The following is a 19,911-nucleotide window of genomic DNA, read 5'->3' on the forward strand; positions in this document are numbered from 1 at the left end:
CGCCACCCTCATCGGGTTCATTTTTGTCGTTGTGCTGCTGCGGCGTCGCGATTTACTTCGCCACCGGCATCGTGAACTCCGCGCCCTTGCCGATGCTGTCGGGCCAACGCTGCATCACGCTCTTGAAGCGCGTATAGAAGCGAATGCCCTCTTCGCCATAAGCGTGATGATCGCCGAACAGCGAACGCTTCCATCCGCCGAACGACTGCCACGCCATCGGCACCGGAATCGGCACGTTGATGCCCACCATGCCGATCTTCACCTGACGCGAGAACGCGCGCGCCACGCCGCCGTCGCTCGTGAAACACGACACGCCGTTGCCGAACTCGTGCGCGTTGATCAGCTCGATGGCCGACGCCAGATCGGGCACGCGCACGACGGCCAGCACCGGCCCGAAGATTTCGTCGCGATAGATCGTCATCTCGGTCGTCACATGATCGAACAACGTGCCGCCGAGGAAGAACCCCTGCTCGTGGCCCGGGACTTGCAGACCGCGTCCGTCGACGAGCAACGTCGCCCCGGCACTCACACCTTCCGCAATATAGCCCTCGATCTTCGCCTTGTGGGCGGCCGTGACGACCGGCCCCATCTCCGAGGCATCGTCCACGCCCGGCCCGACACGCAGCGCCTTCACACGCGGCACCAGCGCGTCGACCAGACGATCCGCCACCTGCCCGACCGCCACCGCCACCGAGATCGCCATGCAGCGCTCGCCGGCCGAACCGTAGGCCGCGCCGATCAGCGCGTCGACGGCCTGATCGAGATTCGCGTCGGGCATCACCACGAGATGATTCTTCGCGCCGCCGAGCGCCTGCACGCGCTTGCCGCGCCGCGTGCCTTCCGTGTAGATGTACTCGGCAATCGGCGTCGAGCCGACGAACGACAGCGCTTCGACGTCCGGGTGATCGAGCAGCGCATCCACGGCGACCTTGTCGCCCTGCACGACGTTGAACACCCCATCCGGCAGCCCGGCTTCACGCAACAGATCGGCGATCAGCAGACTGGCCGACGGATCGCGTTCGGACGGCTTGAGCACGAACGTGTTGCCGCACGCGAGCGCGATCGGGAACATCCACATCGGCACCATCACCGGGAAGTTGAACGGCGTGATCCCCGCGCAGACGCCCACCGGCTGACGCAGATGCCAGTTATCGATGCCACCGCCGATGTTGTCGCTGTGCTTGCCCATCAGCAGATTCGGCGCGCCGCAGGCGTACTCGACGATCTCGATGCCGCGCGTGACTTCGCCGCGCGCATCGGAGAACACCTTGCCGTGTTCGCGGGTGATGATGCGGGCCAGTTCGTCCTGATGTTCGTCGAGCAGTGCCTTGAACTTGAACAGCACACGGGCGCGCTTGAGCGGGGCGGTCTCCGACCACGACGGCAGCGCCGCTTTCGCCGCCGCTACCGCCGCATTCACGTCCCTTACGCTGGCCAGCGCCACGCGGGCGCTCACGGCCCCTTCGGCCGGATTGAAGACGTCGGCGAAGCGCTCGCCCTCACCGGCCACACGTTGACCACCGATGAAGTGCTGGACGGTTGGAATATCAGCGTTGCTCATGTTCGTTTCCTGTGGATTTCAAGGCATCGGCACCGGCATTGTCACGCTCAGCGCCACGAGTAGCCCCAAGCGTACTGCCGTGACCGGCCGCAATCCAATGAGAAAAAATCAAAAGCAATATAAGATCCGCTTATATTGCTCCGGGCAAATGCCTGTTTTCGTCCGTCGTCCATGGAACTCGCTCATCTTCGCGCCTTCGTCGCCATCGCCCGCGAGGGCAATCTCACGCGTGCCGCCCAACGTCTGCATCTGACGCAGCCCGCCGTGAGCCTTCAGGTAAAGGCCTTGCAGGAGACGCTGCGGCTCACGCTCTTTACGCGCACCGCGCAAGGGCTGGCGCTCACGCGGGACGGACAGGCGTTGCTGCCCCTCGCCGAGCGCATGCTGGCCGCGCTGACCGATCTTCAGCAGGCCGCTGGTGCGCTGCGCGACACCGTGCGTGGACGCCTGCGCATCGGCACCATCCTCGATCCCGAGTTCACGCGTCTGGGGGCGTTTCTCAAACGTCTCGTAGAGTCATATCCGCAGATTGAGACGGCCCTGCGTCACAGCATGTCGGGCGACGTGCTGCAACGGCTTGCGCGCAGCGAGCTGGACGTCGGCTTCTACATCGGCAGTCCCGACCCGGCGCGCTTTCACGCGATTACGCTCACGCCCTTCTCCTATCAGGTGCTCGCACCCGCCGGCTGGCGTGAGCGTGTGTCCCGGCGCGGCTGGCGCGAACTGGCCGCCCTGCCGTGGATCTGGACACCGCCCGAATCGGCCCACAACCGGCTGCTGTCGGCGGTCTTCGGCGAGGCCGGGGCTTCGCCCGTCAAAGTGGCGGAAGTGGATCAGGAGCCGTCGATGCTCGATCTGGTCAAGTCCGGTATCGGTCTGTCGCTGGTGCGCGACTCGATTGCGCTGCGCGAGGCGCGTGCGCACGGTCTGGTGATTGCCGACAGCGTGTCGGTGCCCACGGAACTCACGTTCGTCACCCTCGCCTCACGGCGCGAGGAGCCCGCCATTGCCGCCGCGCTGCAACTGGTCACAGCCGTTTGGGCGTGAGGGGCCTGAGCCGACTTTGGGGGCAGGACGAACGCATTTCACCCCGTCTCGCGACACCCTCGTATCGCAATTCCGGCGCATAATCCATGCCTGCTCAGGCCTTCACGCTCACGACATTCGAAAAGGCCCATCTCCCCGCAATTCATTCCCACGACATGGCACGTCCCCCAATGGCCTGCCATGCCGGATCCTTTCTAAAGCTCTAGAATTTAATTCTCTCTTCGAGGAGTCGATCATGTCTGATGTGCGAATGGAACGCGATACCTTCGGCGAAATTGCCGTACCTGCCGACCGTCTGTGGGGTGCGCAAACCCAGCGCTCGCTGCAAAACTTCAAGATTTCCACCGAGAAAATGCCGCGCGAACTCGTGCGCGCGTTCGCTCGTGTGAAGCGTGCGGCCGCCGAGGTCAACAAGGATCTGGGTGTGCTCGACGCGAAGAAGGCCGACGCGATCATCAAGGCCGCCGACGAAGTCGTCGACGGCAAGCATGACGACGAATTCCCGCTCGCTGTCTGGCAGACCGGCTCGGGCACGCAGTCGAACATGAACATGAACGAAGTGCTCGCGAACCGCGCCAGCGAACTGCTCGGCGGCGTGCGTGGCGAAGAGCGCCTCGTGCATCCGAACGACGACGTGAACAAGGGCCAGTCGTCGAACGACGTCTTCCCGACCGCCATGAGCGTGGCCGCCCTCGACGCCCTCGTGAACCACCTCAAGCCCAGCGTCGGCCAGCTGCGCGACACGCTGCACGCGAAGGCGCGCGCCTACGACGACATCGTCAAGATCGGCCGCACGCACTTGCAGGACGCCACGCCGCTCACGCTCGGTCAGGAGATCTCCGGCTGGGTCGCGCAGATCGATCATGGCCTGAAGCACGTCGACAACGCCCTGCCCCACGTCGCAGAACTCGCGCTGGGCGGCACGGCCGTCGGCACGGGCCTGAACGCGCACCCTGAATTCGCGAAGAAGGTCGCCGACGCGCTCGCCCACGACACCGGCCTGCCGTTCGTCACCGCACCGAACAAGTTCGAAGCGCTCGCGGCCAACGACGCCATCGTCAACGCCCACGGCACGCTCAAGACGCTCGCCGCCAGCTTCATGAAGATCGCCAACGACGTGCGCTGGCTGGCCAGCGGCCCGCGTTGCGGCATCGGCGAGTTGCAGATTCCGGAAAACGAACCGGGCAGCTCGATCATGCCGGGCAAGGTCAATCCGACCCAATGCGAAGCCATGACGATGCTGTGCTGTCAGGTGCTGGGCAACGACGTCGCGATCAACATCGGCGGTTCGATGGGCAACTTCGAACTGAACGTGTTCAAGCCGATGCTCATCCACAACTTCCTGCAAAGCGTGCGCGTGCTCGCCGACGGTGCCGTGAGCTTCAACGACAACTGCGCCATCGGGATCGAACCGAATCGCGAACGCATCGGCACGCTGCTCGAAGAGTCGCTGATGCTTGTGACCGCGCTCAACCCGCACATCGGTTACGACAAGGCCGCGCAGATCGCGAAGAAGGCGCACAAGGAAGGCACGACGCTCAAGGCATCCGCGCTCGCGTTGGGCCACGTCACGTCCGAGCAGTTCGACGCATGGGTGCGTCCGGAGCAGATGGTCGGCAAGCGCTAAGCTTCCTTCCTCGTTCCTGACTCGTACCCCGCATTAACCGTCAACGCGCATGCCGATTTCGCCCCTGCCGCCGCTGCACTGCCTGATTGCGTTCGATGCCGCCGTGCGGCACGCGAACTTCACCCGGGCCGCTGCGGAACTCAACCTCACGCAAAGTGCCGTGAGCCGGCAGATCGCGCAGCTCGAAGAGTTTCTCGGGCGCGCGCTTTTCACTCGCGAACATCGCACGCTGCGGCTGACGGTGGCCGGACAACGCTACGCCGAGCAGATTCAGCGTCTGCTCGGCGAATGCGCCGAAGCCACGGCCGACCTCATGAAACGACGCGGCGATCTGGAACTCACCGTCGCGTGTTCGTCCGGCGTGGCCGTGCTCTGGATGACGCCGCAACTCATGCGCTTTCGCGCAGCCCATCCCGACATCAAGATTCGCGTGATCGTGAAGGACGGCATCACGACGCTGTCCGCGTCCGAATTCGATCTCGGCGTGTACTACGTGCGTAACGACCTGCCGCCCGATTTCGCCGGACGCCGTCTCTTCGACGAAGAAGTCTTCCCCGTCTGCTCCCCGAGCTATCTCGACGGACGCCAGCTCACCCCCGCCGATCTCGTGAGCGAAACGCTGCTCTTCATCGAAGACGGTCAGCGCAAATGGATGTCGTGGCCCGACTGGTTCGAGCTGCAAGGCGTGAACGCGCCGAAATTCCCTCGCATGGTGAGCGCCAATTACTACCCACTGCTCGTGCAGATGGCCATCGAAGGCGGCGGACTGGTGATGGGATGGCGTCACATGATCGACCCGTGTCTCGACGCAGGGCTGCTCGTGCCCGCGTGCGACGCATCGGCGAGTCTCGGCGGCGGCTACTACCTCGTATGGCCTGCCGAGCGCCATGAGCATGCCGCAGCACGAATTTTCCGCAACTGGATTTACTCGGAAACTCGTTTCCCATCATAGGGGTTACGCGTATTTCCAAAAATTGCCATGCGCTGCACGCATGGCAACATGCGGAATTATCGTTTTGCCTGTCATTTTGTCTGAACTACTTTCTGTCTTATCCGCGCACGTTCGGCAGCGGCATGGGATTCCCATGACTTGCGAACGAACGTGATCCGACAAAAAAGCAGGCGTATCACCGGCATGACGTGACAGCAAGACACGCAACGGACGCCACCCATCCTCCGGGAGACCCAGATGCAGGCGACCTACGCAGTGCCTCAAGACAACCTGGCCCGCCAGCGCCGTCACGCGATCGTGGCGACGGTGATCGGCAACGGGCTTGAATGGTTCGACTTCACCGTCTATAGCTTCTTCGCCGCCATCATCGCGAAGCAGTTCTTCCCCACGGGCGACGACCTCTCGTCGTTCCTGCTGGCCGTGGCCACCTTCGGCGTGGGCTTCTTCATGCGCCCGGTCGGCGGCATCGTGCTCGGCATCTACTCCGACCGCGTGGGCCGCAAGGCCGCCCTCTCGCTCACCATCCTATTGATGGCGGCGGGTACGGCCATGATCGGTCTGGCGCCGACGTACGATCAGATCGGACTCGCCGCACCGCTCATCATCGTGCTGGCCCGTTTGCTGCAAGGCTTCTCTGCCGGCGGTGAAATGGGCGGCGCGACGGCGTTCCTGACGGAATACGCACCGCCGAATCAACGCGCTTACTACTCCGCATGGATTCAATCGAGCATCGGCTTTGCCGTGCTGTTGGGTGCGGCTGTGGGCACGTTCGTGACGACCGAACTCGACAAGGCGTCGCTCGAATCGTGGGGCTGGCGTGTGCCGTTCATCGTCGGCATGCTGATCGGCCCGGTCGGCTTCTATATCCGTAACAAGATCGACGAAACGCCGACGTTCCAGAATGCAGAGAAGTCCGACACGCCGCTGCGCGACGTCTTCTCGCAATATCCGAAGGAAACGCTCGCGAGCTTCTCCATGGTCGTGCTGTGGACGATCTGCACCTACGTGCTGCTGTTCTACATGCCGACGTATGCCCAGCGCGTGCTGCATCTGCCCGCGTCGAACGGCTTCACCGCCGGTATGGTCGGCGGCGCGATGATCCTCGTGTTCGCCCCGGTCGTGGGACGTCTGGCAGACCGCATCGGCCGCCGCCCGTTCCTGACGGGTTCGGCGCTGCTGATTCTGGTGCTCGCCTGGCCGATGTTCACGTACCTGAACGTGTCGCCGGGTCTGCAATCGCTGCTCACGTTCCAGATCGTGTTCGGCCTGCTGATCGCCTGCTACACCGGCCCGATCCTCGCTGCGTTCTCCGAGTTGTTCCCGGCGAAGGTGCTCTCGACCGGCCTGTCGGTGGCATACAACTTCGCAGTGACGATCTTCGGCGGCTTCGCTGCGCTGATCATCACCTGGCTGATTGCCCGCACGGGCAGCAACATGGCCCCGGCGATCTATGTGATCGTCGCGGCGGCCATCAGTCTGGTCGGCACGTGCTTCGTCAAGCCGCTGCCAAAGACCGGCAAGGTCTGAGTTTCCCCTAAACAAGGCGCGCCCTGACCCGGCGCGCCTTGTGCTTTTTTTCCAAGGAATTCCCCCATGTCCTCCACGACCGCCTCTACGACCGTGACTTTGCTTCGCGGCGGCAATGTGCTCGACGCAGCCGCCGGCCGTCTGCTCGAACGTCACGATGTGGCTATCTCTGGCAATCGCATTACGGCAGTGAGCGCCACGCCGCTCGACATCGCCGGTGCCACGGTGATCGACGTCACCGGCAAGACCGTCATGCCCGGCATGATCGACTGCCACGTGCACGTGCTCGCCTCGCATCCGAACCTCGGCACCAACGCCAGCCAGCCGAACGTGCTGACCGTGCTCAAGTCGCTGCCGATCATGCAGGGCATGCTGGGCCGCGGCTTCACCACCGTGCGCGACGCAGGCGGTGCCGACTGGGCGCTGCAACAAGCCATCGAACAAGGCGTGATCCCGGGTCCGCGTATTTTCCCGTCGGGCAAGGCGCTGTCGCAAACGGGCGGTCACGGCGACTTCCGTCCGCGCAGCGACGTGCTTGAGCCGTGCTCGTGCGCGTTCCGTGCAGGTGCCATCGGCCGCGTGGTCGACGGCGTCGACCCGATTCGTCTCGCCGTGCGCGAAGAGATTCAGAAGGGCGCAACGCAAATCAAGCTGATGGCGTCGGGCGGCGTGGCATCGCCGGTCGATCCCATTGCCAACACGCAGTACTCGGAAGACGAAATCCGCGCGGCCGTGGCGGAAGCCGAAGCGGCGCAAACTTATGTGATGGCGCACGCGTACACGCCGAAGGCCATCGCGCGTGCCGTGCGTTGCGGCGTGCGCACCATCGAGCACGGCAATCTGTGCGACGCCGAGACGGCGAAGCTCATGGCCGAGAAAGGCGCTTACGTGGTGCCGACGCTCGTCACCTACGACGCGCTCGCCAAGGACGGCGAATCGCTGGGTCTGCCGCCGGAATCCGTCGCGAAAGTGGAGAGCGTGCAACGCGCCGGTCGTGAGTCGCTTGCGATCTACCGCGATGCCGGTGTGAAGATGGGCTTCGGCTCGGACCTGCTCGGCGACATGCACAAGTATCAGTCCGACGAGCTGACGATTCGCGCCGACGTGCTGGGTGCGGTCGATACGCTGCGCTCGGCGACGGTGATCGGCGCGGAGATTCTGAATCGCGCGGGTGAGCTGGGCGTGATCGCACCGGGCGCGCTCGCCGACGTGCTGGTCGTCGATGGGAATCCGCTCGAATCGATCGATGTGCTGACGGGTCAGGGCGAGGCCATTCGCTGGGTCTTCAAGGACGGCAAGGTCGCAAAGCAGCCGTAATCGGAATAGCGCCTCACCCTTTGCAATAGCGCCATAGCAAAACGCCGCGACGAACATGACGTCGCGGCGTTTTGTGATTCAGCGCCGTCTCTCGTCAACCTGGACACCGGGACCGAGTATAGATTTCGGCCGTGATTTCACGCATTGCGCTTCGTGCATGTGCAAAAAATAAAAGCGGGACGCATTTGGGGGGACTAGTCTGATCTCACATCAGCAAGGAACAGGGTCCCCCGATGAGAGTCCTTCTGCCTTCCTCCCCACTTCCCGGGCCAGACTTGCCCTCGACGTCCAGCACGGGAAACAACACGCCGACGGCGATTGACCGGGACTGGCTCGACGTCAAGGTTCAGCACGTCACCGTCGTGTCTCTGGAACGGTCTTCCCAGGTGGATTCGCTGGAGTGGCTCAGAGGCTCCATCGGCAACAACCTGCAATCGATCAGCAACACATGGGTTGAAATTGAAAAACTGCTGAGTGTCGACGTCCCAACTGCGCCGCTTTCCGAGAGATTCGCGAAGGTCGTCGCCTTTCGCAAGCTCGACGAAACCGTAAAAGAACATCACGGGGATGGCCTTGTCTCAGTGAAGAGTTTGATGGGTGACATCGAAAAGGCGATCGGGAGAATCTATCGGTCGCGTGAAGCGCCATGGGGATCGTGGCGATCGATCGGCTCACAGAAATCGATCGTTGCTAGCGATGGGCTGACCACGAATGCCATGGCCGCGTTCATGGTTCTCTATCACGTCGACTATGCCGTGCGAATCATCTTGTCGTCATTGGAGGCGGTGCACGAAGTGGAGACCAAAAGCGCAGAGATGCAAGGCGCGCGTGCCCTGCACGGCGAATGCCGTATGGAGAGCCAGTGTCAGACGTGTGAAACGCTGCGTGGAAGAGATCAGGAGCTCACGACTGCCATTGCGACGACGGGGCAATCGCTAAGGAACTCGCGCACTCATGTCGGCGAGGCACTCAATCGGGCCAAACGTGCAGTGCCTCCCGAGCGACGTCGATGGAAAACGAGAATCGCCATTCTCGTGTGCCTCTACGTGCTGTCGGCAGCGGTCATTGCGATGACGATTTTGCTTCCGCCGATGCTGCCGGCACTCATCATCGTCGGCGTCGCGCTCAAGATCGCATCGGGAATTCTTAGCGGTGTCAGCCTGCTGAACAGCGTGTTCACGATGGTCGCTTATCCGCGCAATCGAGGCTGGACCGATATGTCGAACCGCATCGAAAGCGTACGAAATCTATACAGCGCCATGGACATGAGAATCGGGGCGCAAACGGAAGCGGCGTGCGCCCGTGAGGAAATGCTTCTGCTGCGCCGATTCAATGCCTGCTGTGATGAGCTTCATCATATGGCGACGGATCGCAGCGCCCTCGCACAAGGGCTGCAAGAACTCGATAACGCGATGACAGCGGCCAACCTCTGATGACTCCCGCTCTCATCTGTTTCACTATCTAATTTTGGGACGACCTGCGTCATGCCACTGATTTCCAATCATTCCGCTCCCTACACAGTGCCGAGCACCGTGAGCGTTGCAGGGCCGGGATATACGAAGCAAGCGCGTACCCGATTCCTTCGCCATCAAATTGAATGGGCTACCCTCAAAGTGCGACAAATTCGTTCCGATGACGAACTTGCGCTCAACACCTTGGCCCAGCTCAACTCAAGAGCGACGCATCTCGCCAATCAACGCTTACAGCGCACCGACAACTTGCGCTCACCACCCCGTTCCACGTTGTCGGCGGAGATCAATCGTTGTCAAACGGCCCCGAATAGCGCTTGCCCATGTCCCGCGTTTTCACCCTATGGGCCTGCACCACTATCGCCCACGCGTTGCCCCCTATCCGAAAAGAGCAACGTGATGTGCGGTGATTCGAATCTCGAACGAAAGCCCAAGCAGGTGGCGGTCATCAGCTCACTCCCATCGAATCAGCGTCCAAAATAAATGGCCCCCCGAGGATTGGAGACATCTCCAACCCTCGGGGGGCCATCTACCACGCGTCAGCGACTAGCGCACAACGCGTGCCTTACTTCTTCCAGCCCGGCGTGACGAATACCGAGCGAACGTCGTCGAGCGTCTGCGACACCGTCTCGCGTGCGCGTTCGGTGCCGGCGCGCAGCATGTCCCACACGTAGTCGGGGCTCTTGGCGTATTCCTCGCGACGCTCGCGCATCGGACGCAGCATTTCCTGAAGACGCTCTTCCAGACGCGCCTTCACCTTCGAGTCCGCCAGACCACCGCGAACGTAGTGATCCTTGAGCGCTTGCAGGCCTTCCTTGTCTTCGTCGAAGGCGTCGAGATAGGCGAACGCGACGTTGCCTTCCAGATGCCCCGGGTCTTCAACCTTCAGGTGCAGCGGGTCGGTGTAGCACTTCTTCACGGCTGCGCGGATTTCGTCCGGCGAGGAAGAGATGTTGATGACGTTGCCGAGCGACTTGCTCATCTTCGCCTTGCCGTCGATGCCCGGCAGACGTCCGATCGGCGGCACGAGCGCCTTCGCTTCGGTGAGGATCTCGCGACCGGCCATGCGATTGAGGCGACGTGCGATTTCGTTCGTCTGCTCGATCATCGGCAACTGGTCTTCGCCCACAGGCACGAGCGTGGCACGGAACGCGGTGATGTCCGCCGCCTGGCTCACGGGATACGTGAGGAAGCCCGCCGGAATATCGCGCTCGAAGTTGCGCAGGGAGATCTCCTGCTTCACGGTCGGGTTGCGTTCCAGACGCGCCACCGTGACCAGATTCAGGTAATAGAACGTGAGTTCGGTCAGTTCGGGTAGCCAGGTCTGCACGCAGATGGTCGTGACGTCCGGGTCGATGCCGACGGCCAGATAGTCGAGCGCCACCTCGGAGACGTTGCGGTGGACCTTGTCGCGGCCTTTGCCTTCGTCGTCGGTGTTGTCGGTCAGCGCTTGTGCGTCGGCGACCAGAATGAATTGCTTGTACTCGTGCTGATACGCAACACGGTTCTTGAGACTACCGACGTAGTGGCCCAGATGCAGCGGGCCCGTCGGACGGTCACCCGTGAGGATCACCTTGCGATCCGCAGGCGCCTTCGAAACACTCATTTTCCTCTCCGTAATCAAGCGTCGTTTCCGAATGGTAGCGCGTCGGCCCGATGACGGTACAGAAACCCCTCCCGCAGTCGGTGGACGTTGCGGTCGTCTGAGCAACGCTCAAACCATGAAAAACGGGGGCCGAAGCCCAAAAACCAACAAGAAATTGGTCCTTTCCAGACACAGATGAGCTGAACCAGACATGTTAGCTAGTACAAAAAGGAAGCGTTCAAATCGAATAGCGACCAGAGGCGCCGGATATCAGAATTCGGCCTCCCGGGTGTCGTGTGCACTGAGAAATCGCTTAGCTCTCGCTAGCCCGTCGGATCAAGATGCAACATTGAAACCCCGAGACCAGCTTTGAAACACACCTTTCGCGCACAAAGCTATTCGCGTCTGCTGGCGTCCCGCGCGGTCGGAGCGTCGATCCTATGGATAGACTTCACATTGATTTTCGAGAGTCTCGCATTTCGCTGGGATGCCGATGCTGTATTCATCGGACTAGCCATGACGTTTTACGGAGTTCCCGGCGTTCTCGCTGGCCCATGGATCGGTGCCCTCGTTGACCGTCATTGTCCCTGGGTCATGCTGCGTTGGAGCTACGTCGCACGCGCGGTCGCAGCGATAGCCCTTTTGCTCGCACCTACACTTCAGCTATTTCTGATTTGTGTAGCGATGAAGGGACTAGCCAATCTGATTCCTGGCCCAGCTGAGCAGCAGTTGTTTCGCCGCCTGCTTTCCAACGACGCGCTTGCCGGAAACGCTAGCAAAGTGACCTTGATCGACCAGATGGCCAAGCTCGTCGCGCCACTCATCGCCGCGATGCTTGCAGCATGGCATTTGCCAGGATTCGCAGTGTCTGCCGCACTTGGGCTTGCGGGTGTCGTTCTCCTTCCTTGGCGCGAAGTGTCCGCGAAGCCTGTCAGAGCTAACGTCCACAGACGTCCTGTGTGGGCGGTATTTCATGCCGTACTGCGGGACCACCCCCTTCTGCGACGCGTATTCACCATTACGCTTTGCCAAGCATTCGTTTTGGGCTTTTACGACGCATTGTTAGCCCTATTTCTCAAGGCGAGGGGCTATCCCGACGGCACTTTTGGCAGCATCGTTGGATGTACCGCGGCGGGTGCCATCATTGGCTCACTCGCCTTCAAAAGCGCAATCAAGAGATGCTCTCCGACCACTCTGCTAACTGTGTCGTCGATACTCTTCGGCTTAACCGTACTGACGCCTGCGGCAATGGTATTCGCACAAACCGAAGTGCCCGTCTTCGCAATGCTCACATTGTGGATCGGCAATGGATTCGGGTACGGACTGGGGGTCATGTTGGTGATGCTGATGTTCCAACGATATTGTCCACGCGAAGTATTGGGAACGGTCACATCCACCGGCAGAAGCCTCCAATTGCTTCTGATGATCATCGCGCCTCTGCTCGGGGGCGCTCTATCAAACGTGACCAGCATTGAGTTTGTTTTCTTGTGCTCCGGCATGACCGCCATTGGTCTTGGGATATTTGCACGAATGGTCCCGGCCTCACGCTCTCCGTCGGTCCACTGAGCCCCGTTCCCTACACCCTTCGGGTGTCACTAGAGCAAGCGCCGCGACTAACAAAAAAACGACGGTGGAACAGCGACTCGTATCGCTTGCTCCACCGTCGTTCTTTTCTCAAAACAAATCACTCCTGCCGCGAACAGCGAAAATGATGCTAATAATTACCGGCTCGTCACCACCGGAATGCCCTTGAGCGTCTTGCCGCTGCTGCGGGCGTGAGCCAGTGCCTGTTCGACGGCGTCGCCGGTGGCCGGGGTGATGCCAAGACGCCCGGCAATCGTCGCTTCCACACGCTTGACCATCGCCAGGTTCGCCAGCTTCACGTGCCCGTAACCACGGATCTTCGCCGGGGCTTCGGCCAGCGCAATCGCATCGGCCAGTGTGTCGGCCGAGAGACCGGCCAGCACGCGCTCCATCGTCGTGCGGTAGTCGGCGATCAGCTGACGCTCCATACGACGCTCCAGCGTGTAACCGAAGACGTCGAGCGCACCACCACGCAGGCCACGCAGCTTTGCCATGCCGCGCAGCACCGGCCACAGCCACGGTCCGATGGTCACCTTCTTCGGTACACCGCCGTCCTTGCCACGCGCGATGAGCGGCGGTGCCATGTGGAATTCCAGACGGAAGTCGCTGCCCGGCTTGCCTTCGAACGTCTCGCCCAACGCATCGGTGAACGTCGTCGCGGCATACAGACGCGCCACTTCGTATTCGTCCTTGTAAGCCATCAGACGCGACAGTTGCTGAGCCACCGCACGCGACAGACGTCCCGGTGCACCGGCCACACGCGTTTCCGCATCGACCACCTGCTTCACGAACGCCTTGAATTGCGAGGCGTATGCCGCGCTCTGGTACTGCGTCAGCAAGTCCACACGATGCGCCACGAGCGCGTCGAACGTCATGTCGTCAGCGACGGGCGCATGCATCGGTGCATGCGTGGCCTTGGCCGTCGTCTCCGTCAGCGCAGCCGGATCGCCCGCCGCCAGACGGCCGATCGCGAGCGCCAGATGGTTCATCGGCACAGCCACGTTGTTCAGTTCGATCGCGCGTTGCAGCGCATGCAGCGAGACCGGCACGAGACCCAGTTGCCATGCGTAGCCGAGCATGATGATGTTCGAGCCCATCGTGTCGCCGAGGAAGCGCTGTGCGAGCGCTTGCGCATCGCAGGCGTCGAGCTTGTCGTTGCCCGCCGCGTGACGCATCTTCTCCAGAAGCGCGCCCGCATGCAGATTCGCATCCGGGTTCTGCACGAAGGTCGCGTTCGGAATCGCGTGCGTGTTGACGACCACGCGCGTGCGGTCGCGGCGCACCGTCTGCAACGCATCGGCACTCGCCCCCACCACCATGTCGCACGCGAGCAGCACGTCAGCCTGCTGCGTGTCGATACGCACCTGATTGAGCGCCTGCGGCGTGTTCGCGAATCGCACGAACGACAGTACTGCACCGCCCTTCTGCGCGAAGCCCATGAAGTCGAGCACCGACGCGCTCTTGCCTTCCAGATGCGCGGCCATCGTGATCAGCGCGCCGATCGTCACCACGCCCGTACCGCCCACGCCCGTGACCATGATGTCGAACGGTGCGTCGCCTGCGAGCGCCACCGGCTGCGGCAGCGCATTCAGACGTCCTTCGAAAGCGGCCTGATCAAACGCAGCGGCCAGCGCCTTCTTCAACTGCGCGCCCTTGACCGACACGAAGCTCGGACAGAAGCCGTTCACGCAGGAGAAGTCCTTGTTGCACGACGACTGATCGATGCGACGCTTGCGTCCCATCGCCGTTTCCACCGGTTCGACCGACAGACAGTTCGACGCCACGCCGCAATCGCCGCAGCCTTCGCACACGGCTTCGTTGATGAACAGACGTCGATCCGGATTCGGGAATTCGTTTTTCTTGCGACGGCGACGCTTCTCGGCGGCACACGTCTGGTCGTAGATCAGCACGGTCGCGCCGGGGATCTCGCGCAGTTCGCGCTGCACGGCGTCGAGTTCGCTGCGGTGATGGAACGTGGTGCCCTTCGGGAATTGCCCTTCGTGGCCGATGTACTTCTCCGGCTCGTCGCTCACCACGACCAGCTTGGCGATGCCTTCGGCTTCCACCTGACGCGCGATCTGCGGCACCGAAATGGAGCCGTCGACCGGCTGGCCACCCGTCATCGCCACGGCGTCGTTGTAGAGGATCTTGTAGGTGATGTTCGCCTTCGATGCGACCGCCTGACGTATCGCCAGCAGCCCCGAGTGGAAGTACGTGCCGTCGCCGAGATTCTGGAAGACGTGCGGACGCTTCGTGAAGTGCGAGTGCGCCGCCCAGTCCACGCCCTCGCCACCCATCTGGATCAGCCCGGTCGTGTCGCGATCCATCCACGACGCCATGAAGTGACAGCCGATCCCCGCCTGCGCGATGGACCCCTCGGGCACCTTCGTCGACGTGTTGTGCGGGCAGCCCGAACAGAAGTACGGCACGCGACGCACGCCGTCGGCCGCATTCGACAGGATGTCGTGCGCCACGAGATCGACCACACGCTCACGACGGTCCAGCGTCGGACGATGCTTTGCCAGCCACTCGGCAAACACCGGCAGCACGCGCGACGGACGCAACTCGCCCAGCGCGGAGAGCAGCATCCGGCCTTCGGCGTCCGTCTTGCCGAGCACGACGGGACGCGTGCCCGTGGTGCGGTTGTAGAGGTACTGCTTGATCTGTTGCTCGACAACCGGGCCCTTCTCCTCGATGACGAGGATTTCCTTCAGCCCGGCGACAAAGGTGTCCAGACGCGACATATCCAGCGGGAACGACAGCCCCACCTTGTAGATACGCACGCCAGCCGCCGCGAGATCGTCGACGGTGATGTCCAGACGGCGCAGCGTCTCCATCAGGTCCAGGTGGGCCTTGCCGCACGTCACGATGCCGATGTCGGCGTCGGGTGCCGGGGCGATCCACTTGTCGATGCTGTTCACGCGCGAGAAGGCCCGCACGGCGTCGAGCTTGTCCGCCAGACGCGCTTCGAGCGCGAGACTCGGCAGATCGGGCCAGCGATTGTGCAGACCCCCTGCCGGGGCGACGTAATCGAGCGGCTCGGCCCAGTCGGTACGGATCTTGTCGAGATCGACAGTGCCACGCGACTCGACCGTCTCGGAGATGGCCTTCAGGCCCGCCCATGCGCCGGAGAAACGCGACAGCGCGTAACCGTACAGACCGAACTCGACCAGTTCACCGATATCGGCCGGATTGAGCACCGGCATGCTCCACGACATCATCGTGAAGTCGCTCTGGTGCGGCATCGACGACGACACGCAACCGTGATCGTCACCCGCCACCACGAGCACGCCGCCATGACGCGATGCGCCGTACGCGTTGCCGTGCTTGAGCGCATCGCCCGCACGATCCACGCCCGGGCCCTTGCCGTACCACATGCCGAACACGCCTTCGACGGTGCGCTCGGGGTCCGCTTCCACGCGCTGCGTGCCCATCACGGCCGTGCCGCCCAGTTCCTCGTTGATCGCAGGCAGGAACTTGACGCTCGCCGCGTCGAGCAGCTTCTTCGCCTTCCACAGTTGCTGGTCCACACCGCCCAAAGGCGAGCCGCGATAGCCGCTGATGAAGCCGGCGGTGTTCAGACCGCGTGCGGCGTCCAGCTGATGTTGCATCAGCAGGATGCGCACCAGCGCCTGCGTACCGGTCAGGAAAATCTGACCGCTACGCGCGGTGAGCGCGTCGGAGAGCTGGTAGTCGGGATGGGCCAGGGGGTTGGCCGTGGGCGTCGCAAAGGCTGCGCGCATGGGGGCATTCATCGGGTATCTCCTGATCCCCTCGTCCGGCTGGCAACGTGATCGATGCATCGACGCGCTAGCAGTGCTTGGGGGCATTTGTTCTGTTCGTCTCGACGGCTTTGCGCATAGCGCGTGAACGCGTCGGTTATGGAAGCAGTGTATGGGGAGGCCCGAGAAAGATTTTTACTATTTCACTCCTTTCGGCGCACAATAAGAAACGTTCATTTCGCAAAAGGCGATTTCGAGAAATGGAATTACTCGACAACTTTGCGCGGCAGATCTTGCGTCTGCTGCAGATCGACTCGCGCCGCTCGGCGCAGGAACTGTCTGAAAACGTCGGCCTGTCGGCCACGCCGTGCTGGCGTCGGATCAAGGACATGGAGCAAAGCGGCGTGATACAGCGCTATACCGTGCTGCTCGACCGGGAAAAGCTCGGCCTGCATGTCTGTGCGCTGGCTCACGTGCAGCTCACGCGGCATACCGAAGGGGGGACGGAGCAGTTCGAGCGCGAGATCCGCACTTGCCCCGAAGTCACGGAGTGCTACAGCACGACCGGCGAGGCCGATTACATCCTAAAAATCGTGGCGCCGGACATCAAGGCCTACGACGCCTTCCTGCATGAGCACATCTTCCGTCTTCCTGCGGTTTCTAACGTTAAAACCAGCGTTGTACTGCGTGAAATCAAGTTCGATACGAGTTTGCCCATCTGACTTTCGGTCATTTCCCTAAGCTTTCAGTCACTTCCCATGCGTTGACATTGCGCAACATCCCCTCTTGACGGACCGGGGGATCTTCGCTAAAAATGCAAATGATTCTCATTTAAGTCTTTATCCAAGCTCTTCGTCTCAAGGCCGAACATTGCGGCCGGGTGGCGTGAGATTTTTTCGCCAGCCGCGCCTGCCAGCGTGTAGTGAAGCGTCGAGAGACGCCGCTCACACGCCGATTGCCACGAGCGCTCGCCAGCCAGCAACGGGGTTTTTTGCACTGGGAGCCAGCAGTGAAGCAGTCGTCGAGCGGCGGGGGCCGCGCCTTTGTCATGTCCATGCGCCGGGAACACGGCGCCAACGGTTCAACCAGCGCCATGCATGGCGCACGAACCGAAGCCTCGCGACGCCAACGGGCGTCCGAGTCACGCCGGCGTCTGCATCCGCTCGCAGGCGCGGTGCTTGCCGCGTTCTGGTTGCCTGCCGCTTTCGCGCAACAGGCCCCGGCCGACGGTTCGGCGCAGCCCGCCAAACCCGTCCAGTCCGCCCAGACGATTCAACTCGCGCAGGCATCGCCCAACGCACCGATCCAGCTCGCCGAAGCCAATCTGCGAGAGGTGAACGTGACGGCAACGCGCACACCGACTGCCAGCGAACGCACGCCAGCCTCGATCTCGGTCATCACCGATCAGGACATCGAGGAGCAGCAAGCGCAGGACATCAAGGAAGCGCTGCGCTATGAGCCCGGCGTGACCGTACGTCGCGCGCCGTATCGCCCTGCCTCGGCCGCTGCCGGTGGCGGTCGCGATGGCAACTCCAGCATCAATATCCGCGGTCTGGAAGGTAATCGCGTCGCGCTGTTCGAAGACGGTATCCGCATGCCCTCCTCGTACTCGTTCGGTCCGCTAGAAGCCGGCCGTGGCGACTACATGGGCATGGACCTGCTGCGCCGCATCGAAATTCTGCGCGGCCCGGCGTCTTCGCTATACGGCAGCGACGGCCTGACCGGTGTCGTCAACTTCCTCACCAAAGATCCGCAGGACTTGCTCGACGTGTTCGGCAAGTCCACCTACTTCTCGCTGCGTCCGTACTACAACTCGATGGACCGCAGCTTCGGCACGACCGCGCAGGCCGCGTGGGGTGGCGAGCAGTGGCAAGGCATGTTGATCGTGGACGGCAACAAGGGTCACGAACTCGACGGCAAAGGCTCGAACAATTCCGCGAGCACCGCGCGTACGACGGCGAACCCGCAGGACACCAACGGCGACTCCATCCTCGGCAAGCTCGTCTTCAAGGCCACGCCGTTCTCGACGTTCAAGCTCACTGCCGAGAACGTGCGCCGTCGTACGGATTCGGACGTGCTGTCCGCCGTCAATCCGCCCACGACGCTCGGCCTGCATACGAGCGATCGTCTGGAGCGCAACCGCGTCAGCCTCGATTACGACTTCAACGACGCCTCGCAGGCATACATCCAGAACGCACACGCGCTGGTGTACTTCCAGGACGCGAAGAACAGCCAGTACTCGTACGAAAAACGCACGGCGGGCGACCGCACGCGCGACAACACGTACAAAGAACGCACCGTGGGCGGCTCGCTGCAAGCAGAGAGCAACTTCGAGACCGGTCCGCTCGCACACAAGCTGGTGTACGGCACCGATGCGAGCCTGGCGTACATCACCAGCTACCGCAACGGCACCGTGCCGGGCGTGGGCGAGTCGTTCCCGAACAAGGCCTTCCCGGACACCGACTACACCCTCTTCGGCGCGTTCCTGCAGGACGAAATCCGTTACGGCGCGCTGACCGTCACGCCGGGTATCCGCTACGACGCCTACTGGCTCTCGCCCAAACAGAACGATCCGCTGTACGTCTCGCAAACGGCATCGGGCGCACGCACGCAGCCGACCTCGTCGAACGACTCCGCCTTCTCGCCGCGCATCGCGGTGATGTATGAAATCGCGCCGTCGCTGATTCCGTACGTGCAATACGCCCGCGGCTTCCGCACGCCGACGCCCGATCAGGTCAACAACGGCTTCTCGAATCCGCTCTTCGGCTACATGTCGATCGCGAACCCGAACCTCAAGCCTGAGACGAGCGACACCATCGAGCTGGGTCTGCGCGGCCGTCTGGCGACCACACTCGGCCCGGTGACGTACAGCACCGCCGTGTTCGCGGGCAAGTATCGCAACTTCATCTCGCAGCAGACCATCAGCGGTTCGGGCCGTCCGAACGATCCGCTCGTCTTCCAGTACGTCAACTTCAGCCGCGCCAACATTCAGGGTTGGGAAGGCCGTGCGACGTGGGCGCTCAAGGGCGGCATCACGCTGCGTACCGCCATGGCGTACACGCACGGCACGACGGAAGACAACGGCGCTGCGAGCCAACCGCTCAACACCATCAACCCGTTCTCTGCGGTCGTGGGTGTGCGCTACGAGCCGAACAGCACCTGGTTCGCGCAGGCCGACCTGATGTTCCAGGCCGCCAAGTCGCAAAGCCAGATCGCGAAGAGCTGCACAGCCGGTACACAGCAGAACCAGAACTGCTGGGCTCCGCCGACCTCCATCGTGCTCGACTTGTCCGGTGGCTATCACATCAACAAGCACGCGACGGTCTACGCCGGGATCTACAACGTGTTCGACCGCAAGTACTGGAACTGGTCGGACGTTCGCAACCTCGCCGACAACTCCAACGTCAAGGACGCCTATTCGGCACCGGGCCGCAGCGTGGCTGTGAGCCTGAAGCTTCAGTACTGATCCTTCGGGATCGGTCGTCAGAACCGCGCCGGCGCAAGAGGCTCAGCGTCTGAG

12 protein-coding genes are annotated in these 19,911 nt (G+C 62.4%); 9 read left to right on the plus strand and 3 right to left on the minus strand.

Features of this window, described 5'->3' with window-relative positions; translation table 11 throughout:
• Window positions 1-52 precede the first annotated feature (52 nt).
• On the minus strand, window positions 53-1,561 hold the full coding sequence (locus PAQ31011_RS05630; RefSeq protein WP_150574940.1) for a CoA-acylating methylmalonate-semialdehyde dehydrogenase: 1,509 nt from the start codon (window positions 1,559-1,561) through the stop codon (window positions 53-55).
• Window positions 1,562-1,732: 171 nt separating this feature from the next.
• Here PAQ31011_RS05630 and PAQ31011_RS05635 point away from each other — a divergent pair, with 171 nt between their 5' ends.
• The 6 genes from PAQ31011_RS05635 (at window position 1,733) to PAQ31011_RS05660 (ending at window position 9,464) form a co-directional block, all read left to right on the plus strand.
• Window positions 1,733-2,608, plus strand: coding sequence for a LysR family transcriptional regulator (locus tag PAQ31011_RS05635; protein WP_150574941.1), 876 nt, complete (start codon window positions 1,733-1,735; stop codon window positions 2,606-2,608).
• 232 nt (window positions 2,609-2,840) lie between these two features.
• Window positions 2,841-4,235 carry a class II fumarate hydratase gene (fumC, locus tag PAQ31011_RS05640; protein WP_150575761.1) on the plus strand — a complete coding sequence of 465 codons (1,395 nt, stop codon included), beginning with the start codon at window positions 2,841-2,843 and terminating at the stop codon, window positions 4,233-4,235.
• A gap of 49 nt (window positions 4,236-4,284) precedes the next feature.
• On the plus strand, window positions 4,285-5,187 hold the full coding sequence (locus tag PAQ31011_RS05645) for a LysR substrate-binding domain-containing protein (protein WP_150574942.1): 903 nt from the start codon (window positions 4,285-4,287) through the stop codon (window positions 5,185-5,187).
• Between the two features lie 237 nt (window positions 5,188-5,424).
• The gene (locus tag PAQ31011_RS05650) at window positions 5,425-6,714 is read left to right on the plus strand and encodes an MFS transporter (protein WP_150574943.1); all 1,290 of its coding nucleotides are present in this window, start codon (window positions 5,425-5,427) and stop codon (window positions 6,712-6,714) included.
• 66 nt (window positions 6,715-6,780) lie between these two features.
• Window positions 6,781-8,031 (plus strand): metal-dependent hydrolase family protein, encoded by a 1,251-nt coding sequence (locus PAQ31011_RS05655; RefSeq protein ID WP_150574944.1) that lies wholly within the window; start codon window positions 6,781-6,783, stop codon window positions 8,029-8,031.
• 275 nt (window positions 8,032-8,306) lie between these two features.
• On the plus strand, window positions 8,307-9,464 hold the full coding sequence (locus PAQ31011_RS05660; RefSeq protein ID WP_150574945.1) for a hypothetical protein: 1,158 nt from the start codon (window positions 8,307-8,309) through the stop codon (window positions 9,462-9,464).
• A gap of 601 nt (window positions 9,465-10,065) precedes the next feature.
• On the opposite strand, the gene trpS is transcribed toward PAQ31011_RS05660, so the two are convergent.
• Window positions 10,066-11,106 (minus strand): tryptophan--tRNA ligase, encoded by a 1,041-nt coding sequence (trpS, locus tag PAQ31011_RS05665; RefSeq protein WP_150574946.1) that lies wholly within the window; start codon window positions 11,104-11,106, stop codon window positions 10,066-10,068.
• 348 nt (window positions 11,107-11,454) lie between these two features.
• Here trpS and PAQ31011_RS05670 point away from each other — a divergent pair, with 348 nt between their 5' ends.
• A complete protein-coding gene (locus PAQ31011_RS05670; RefSeq protein ID WP_174989978.1) occupies window positions 11,455-12,651 on the plus strand; it encodes an MFS transporter in 1,197 nt (398 codons plus the stop codon).
• Window positions 12,652-12,806: 155 nt separating this feature from the next.
• Here the strand turns inward: PAQ31011_RS05670 and PAQ31011_RS05675 are convergent, their stop codons facing one another.
• Window positions 12,807-16,424, minus strand: coding sequence for an indolepyruvate ferredoxin oxidoreductase family protein (locus PAQ31011_RS05675; protein ID WP_150574948.1), 3,618 nt, complete (start codon window positions 16,422-16,424; stop codon window positions 12,807-12,809).
• A gap of 227 nt (window positions 16,425-16,651) precedes the next feature.
• Between PAQ31011_RS05675 and PAQ31011_RS05680 the strand changes: the two genes are divergently transcribed.
• Both PAQ31011_RS05680 and PAQ31011_RS05685 read left to right on the plus strand, forming a co-directional pair.
• On the plus strand, window positions 16,652-17,113 hold the full coding sequence (locus tag PAQ31011_RS05680; protein WP_039394177.1) for an Lrp/AsnC family transcriptional regulator: 462 nt from the start codon (window positions 16,652-16,654) through the stop codon (window positions 17,111-17,113).
• A 371-nt stretch (window positions 17,114-17,484) separates the two neighbouring features.
• Entirely contained in the window at window positions 17,485-19,857 is a 2,373-nt protein-coding gene (locus tag PAQ31011_RS05685; RefSeq protein WP_150575762.1) for a TonB-dependent hemoglobin/transferrin/lactoferrin family receptor, read from the plus strand.
• Window positions 19,858-19,911 lie beyond the last annotated feature (54 nt).

Source organism: Pandoraea aquatica, from assembly GCF_902459565.1.
In the GTDB taxonomy this organism is placed as follows: domain Bacteria; phylum Pseudomonadota; class Gammaproteobacteria; order Burkholderiales; family Burkholderiaceae; genus Pandoraea; species Pandoraea aquatica.

What these genes read in the sequence shown, in the direction of transcription:
- PAQ31011_RS05630 (WP_150574940.1), bottom strand. Translation starts at nt 1,561, where the DNA reads ATGAGCAACGCTGATATTCCAACCGTCCAGCACTTCATCGGTGGTCAA.
- PAQ31011_RS05635 (WP_150574941.1), top strand. Translation starts at nt 1,733, where the DNA reads ATGGAACTCGCTCATCTTCGCGCCTTCGTCGCCATCGCCCGCGAGGGC.
- PAQ31011_RS05645 (WP_150574942.1), top strand. Translation starts at nt 4,285, where the DNA reads ATGCCGATTTCGCCCCTGCCGCCGCTGCACTGCCTGATTGCGTTCGAT.
- PAQ31011_RS05650 (WP_150574943.1), top strand. Translation starts at nt 5,425, where the DNA reads ATGCAGGCGACCTACGCAGTGCCTCAAGACAACCTGGCCCGCCAGCGC.
- PAQ31011_RS05655 (WP_150574944.1), top strand. Translation starts at nt 6,781, where the DNA reads ATGTCCTCCACGACCGCCTCTACGACCGTGACTTTGCTTCGCGGCGGC.
- trpS (WP_150574946.1), bottom strand. Translation starts at nt 11,106, where the DNA reads ATGAGTGTTTCGAAGGCGCCTGCGGATCGCAAGGTGATCCTCACGGGT.
- PAQ31011_RS05675 (WP_150574948.1), bottom strand. Translation starts at nt 16,424, where the DNA reads ATGAATGCCCCCATGCGCGCAGCCTTTGCGACGCCCACGGCCAACCCC.
- PAQ31011_RS05680 (WP_039394177.1), top strand. Translation starts at nt 16,652, where the DNA reads ATGGAATTACTCGACAACTTTGCGCGGCAGATCTTGCGTCTGCTGCAG.
- PAQ31011_RS05685 (WP_150575762.1), top strand. Translation starts at nt 17,485, where the DNA reads ATGCATGGCGCACGAACCGAAGCCTCGCGACGCCAACGGGCGTCCGAG.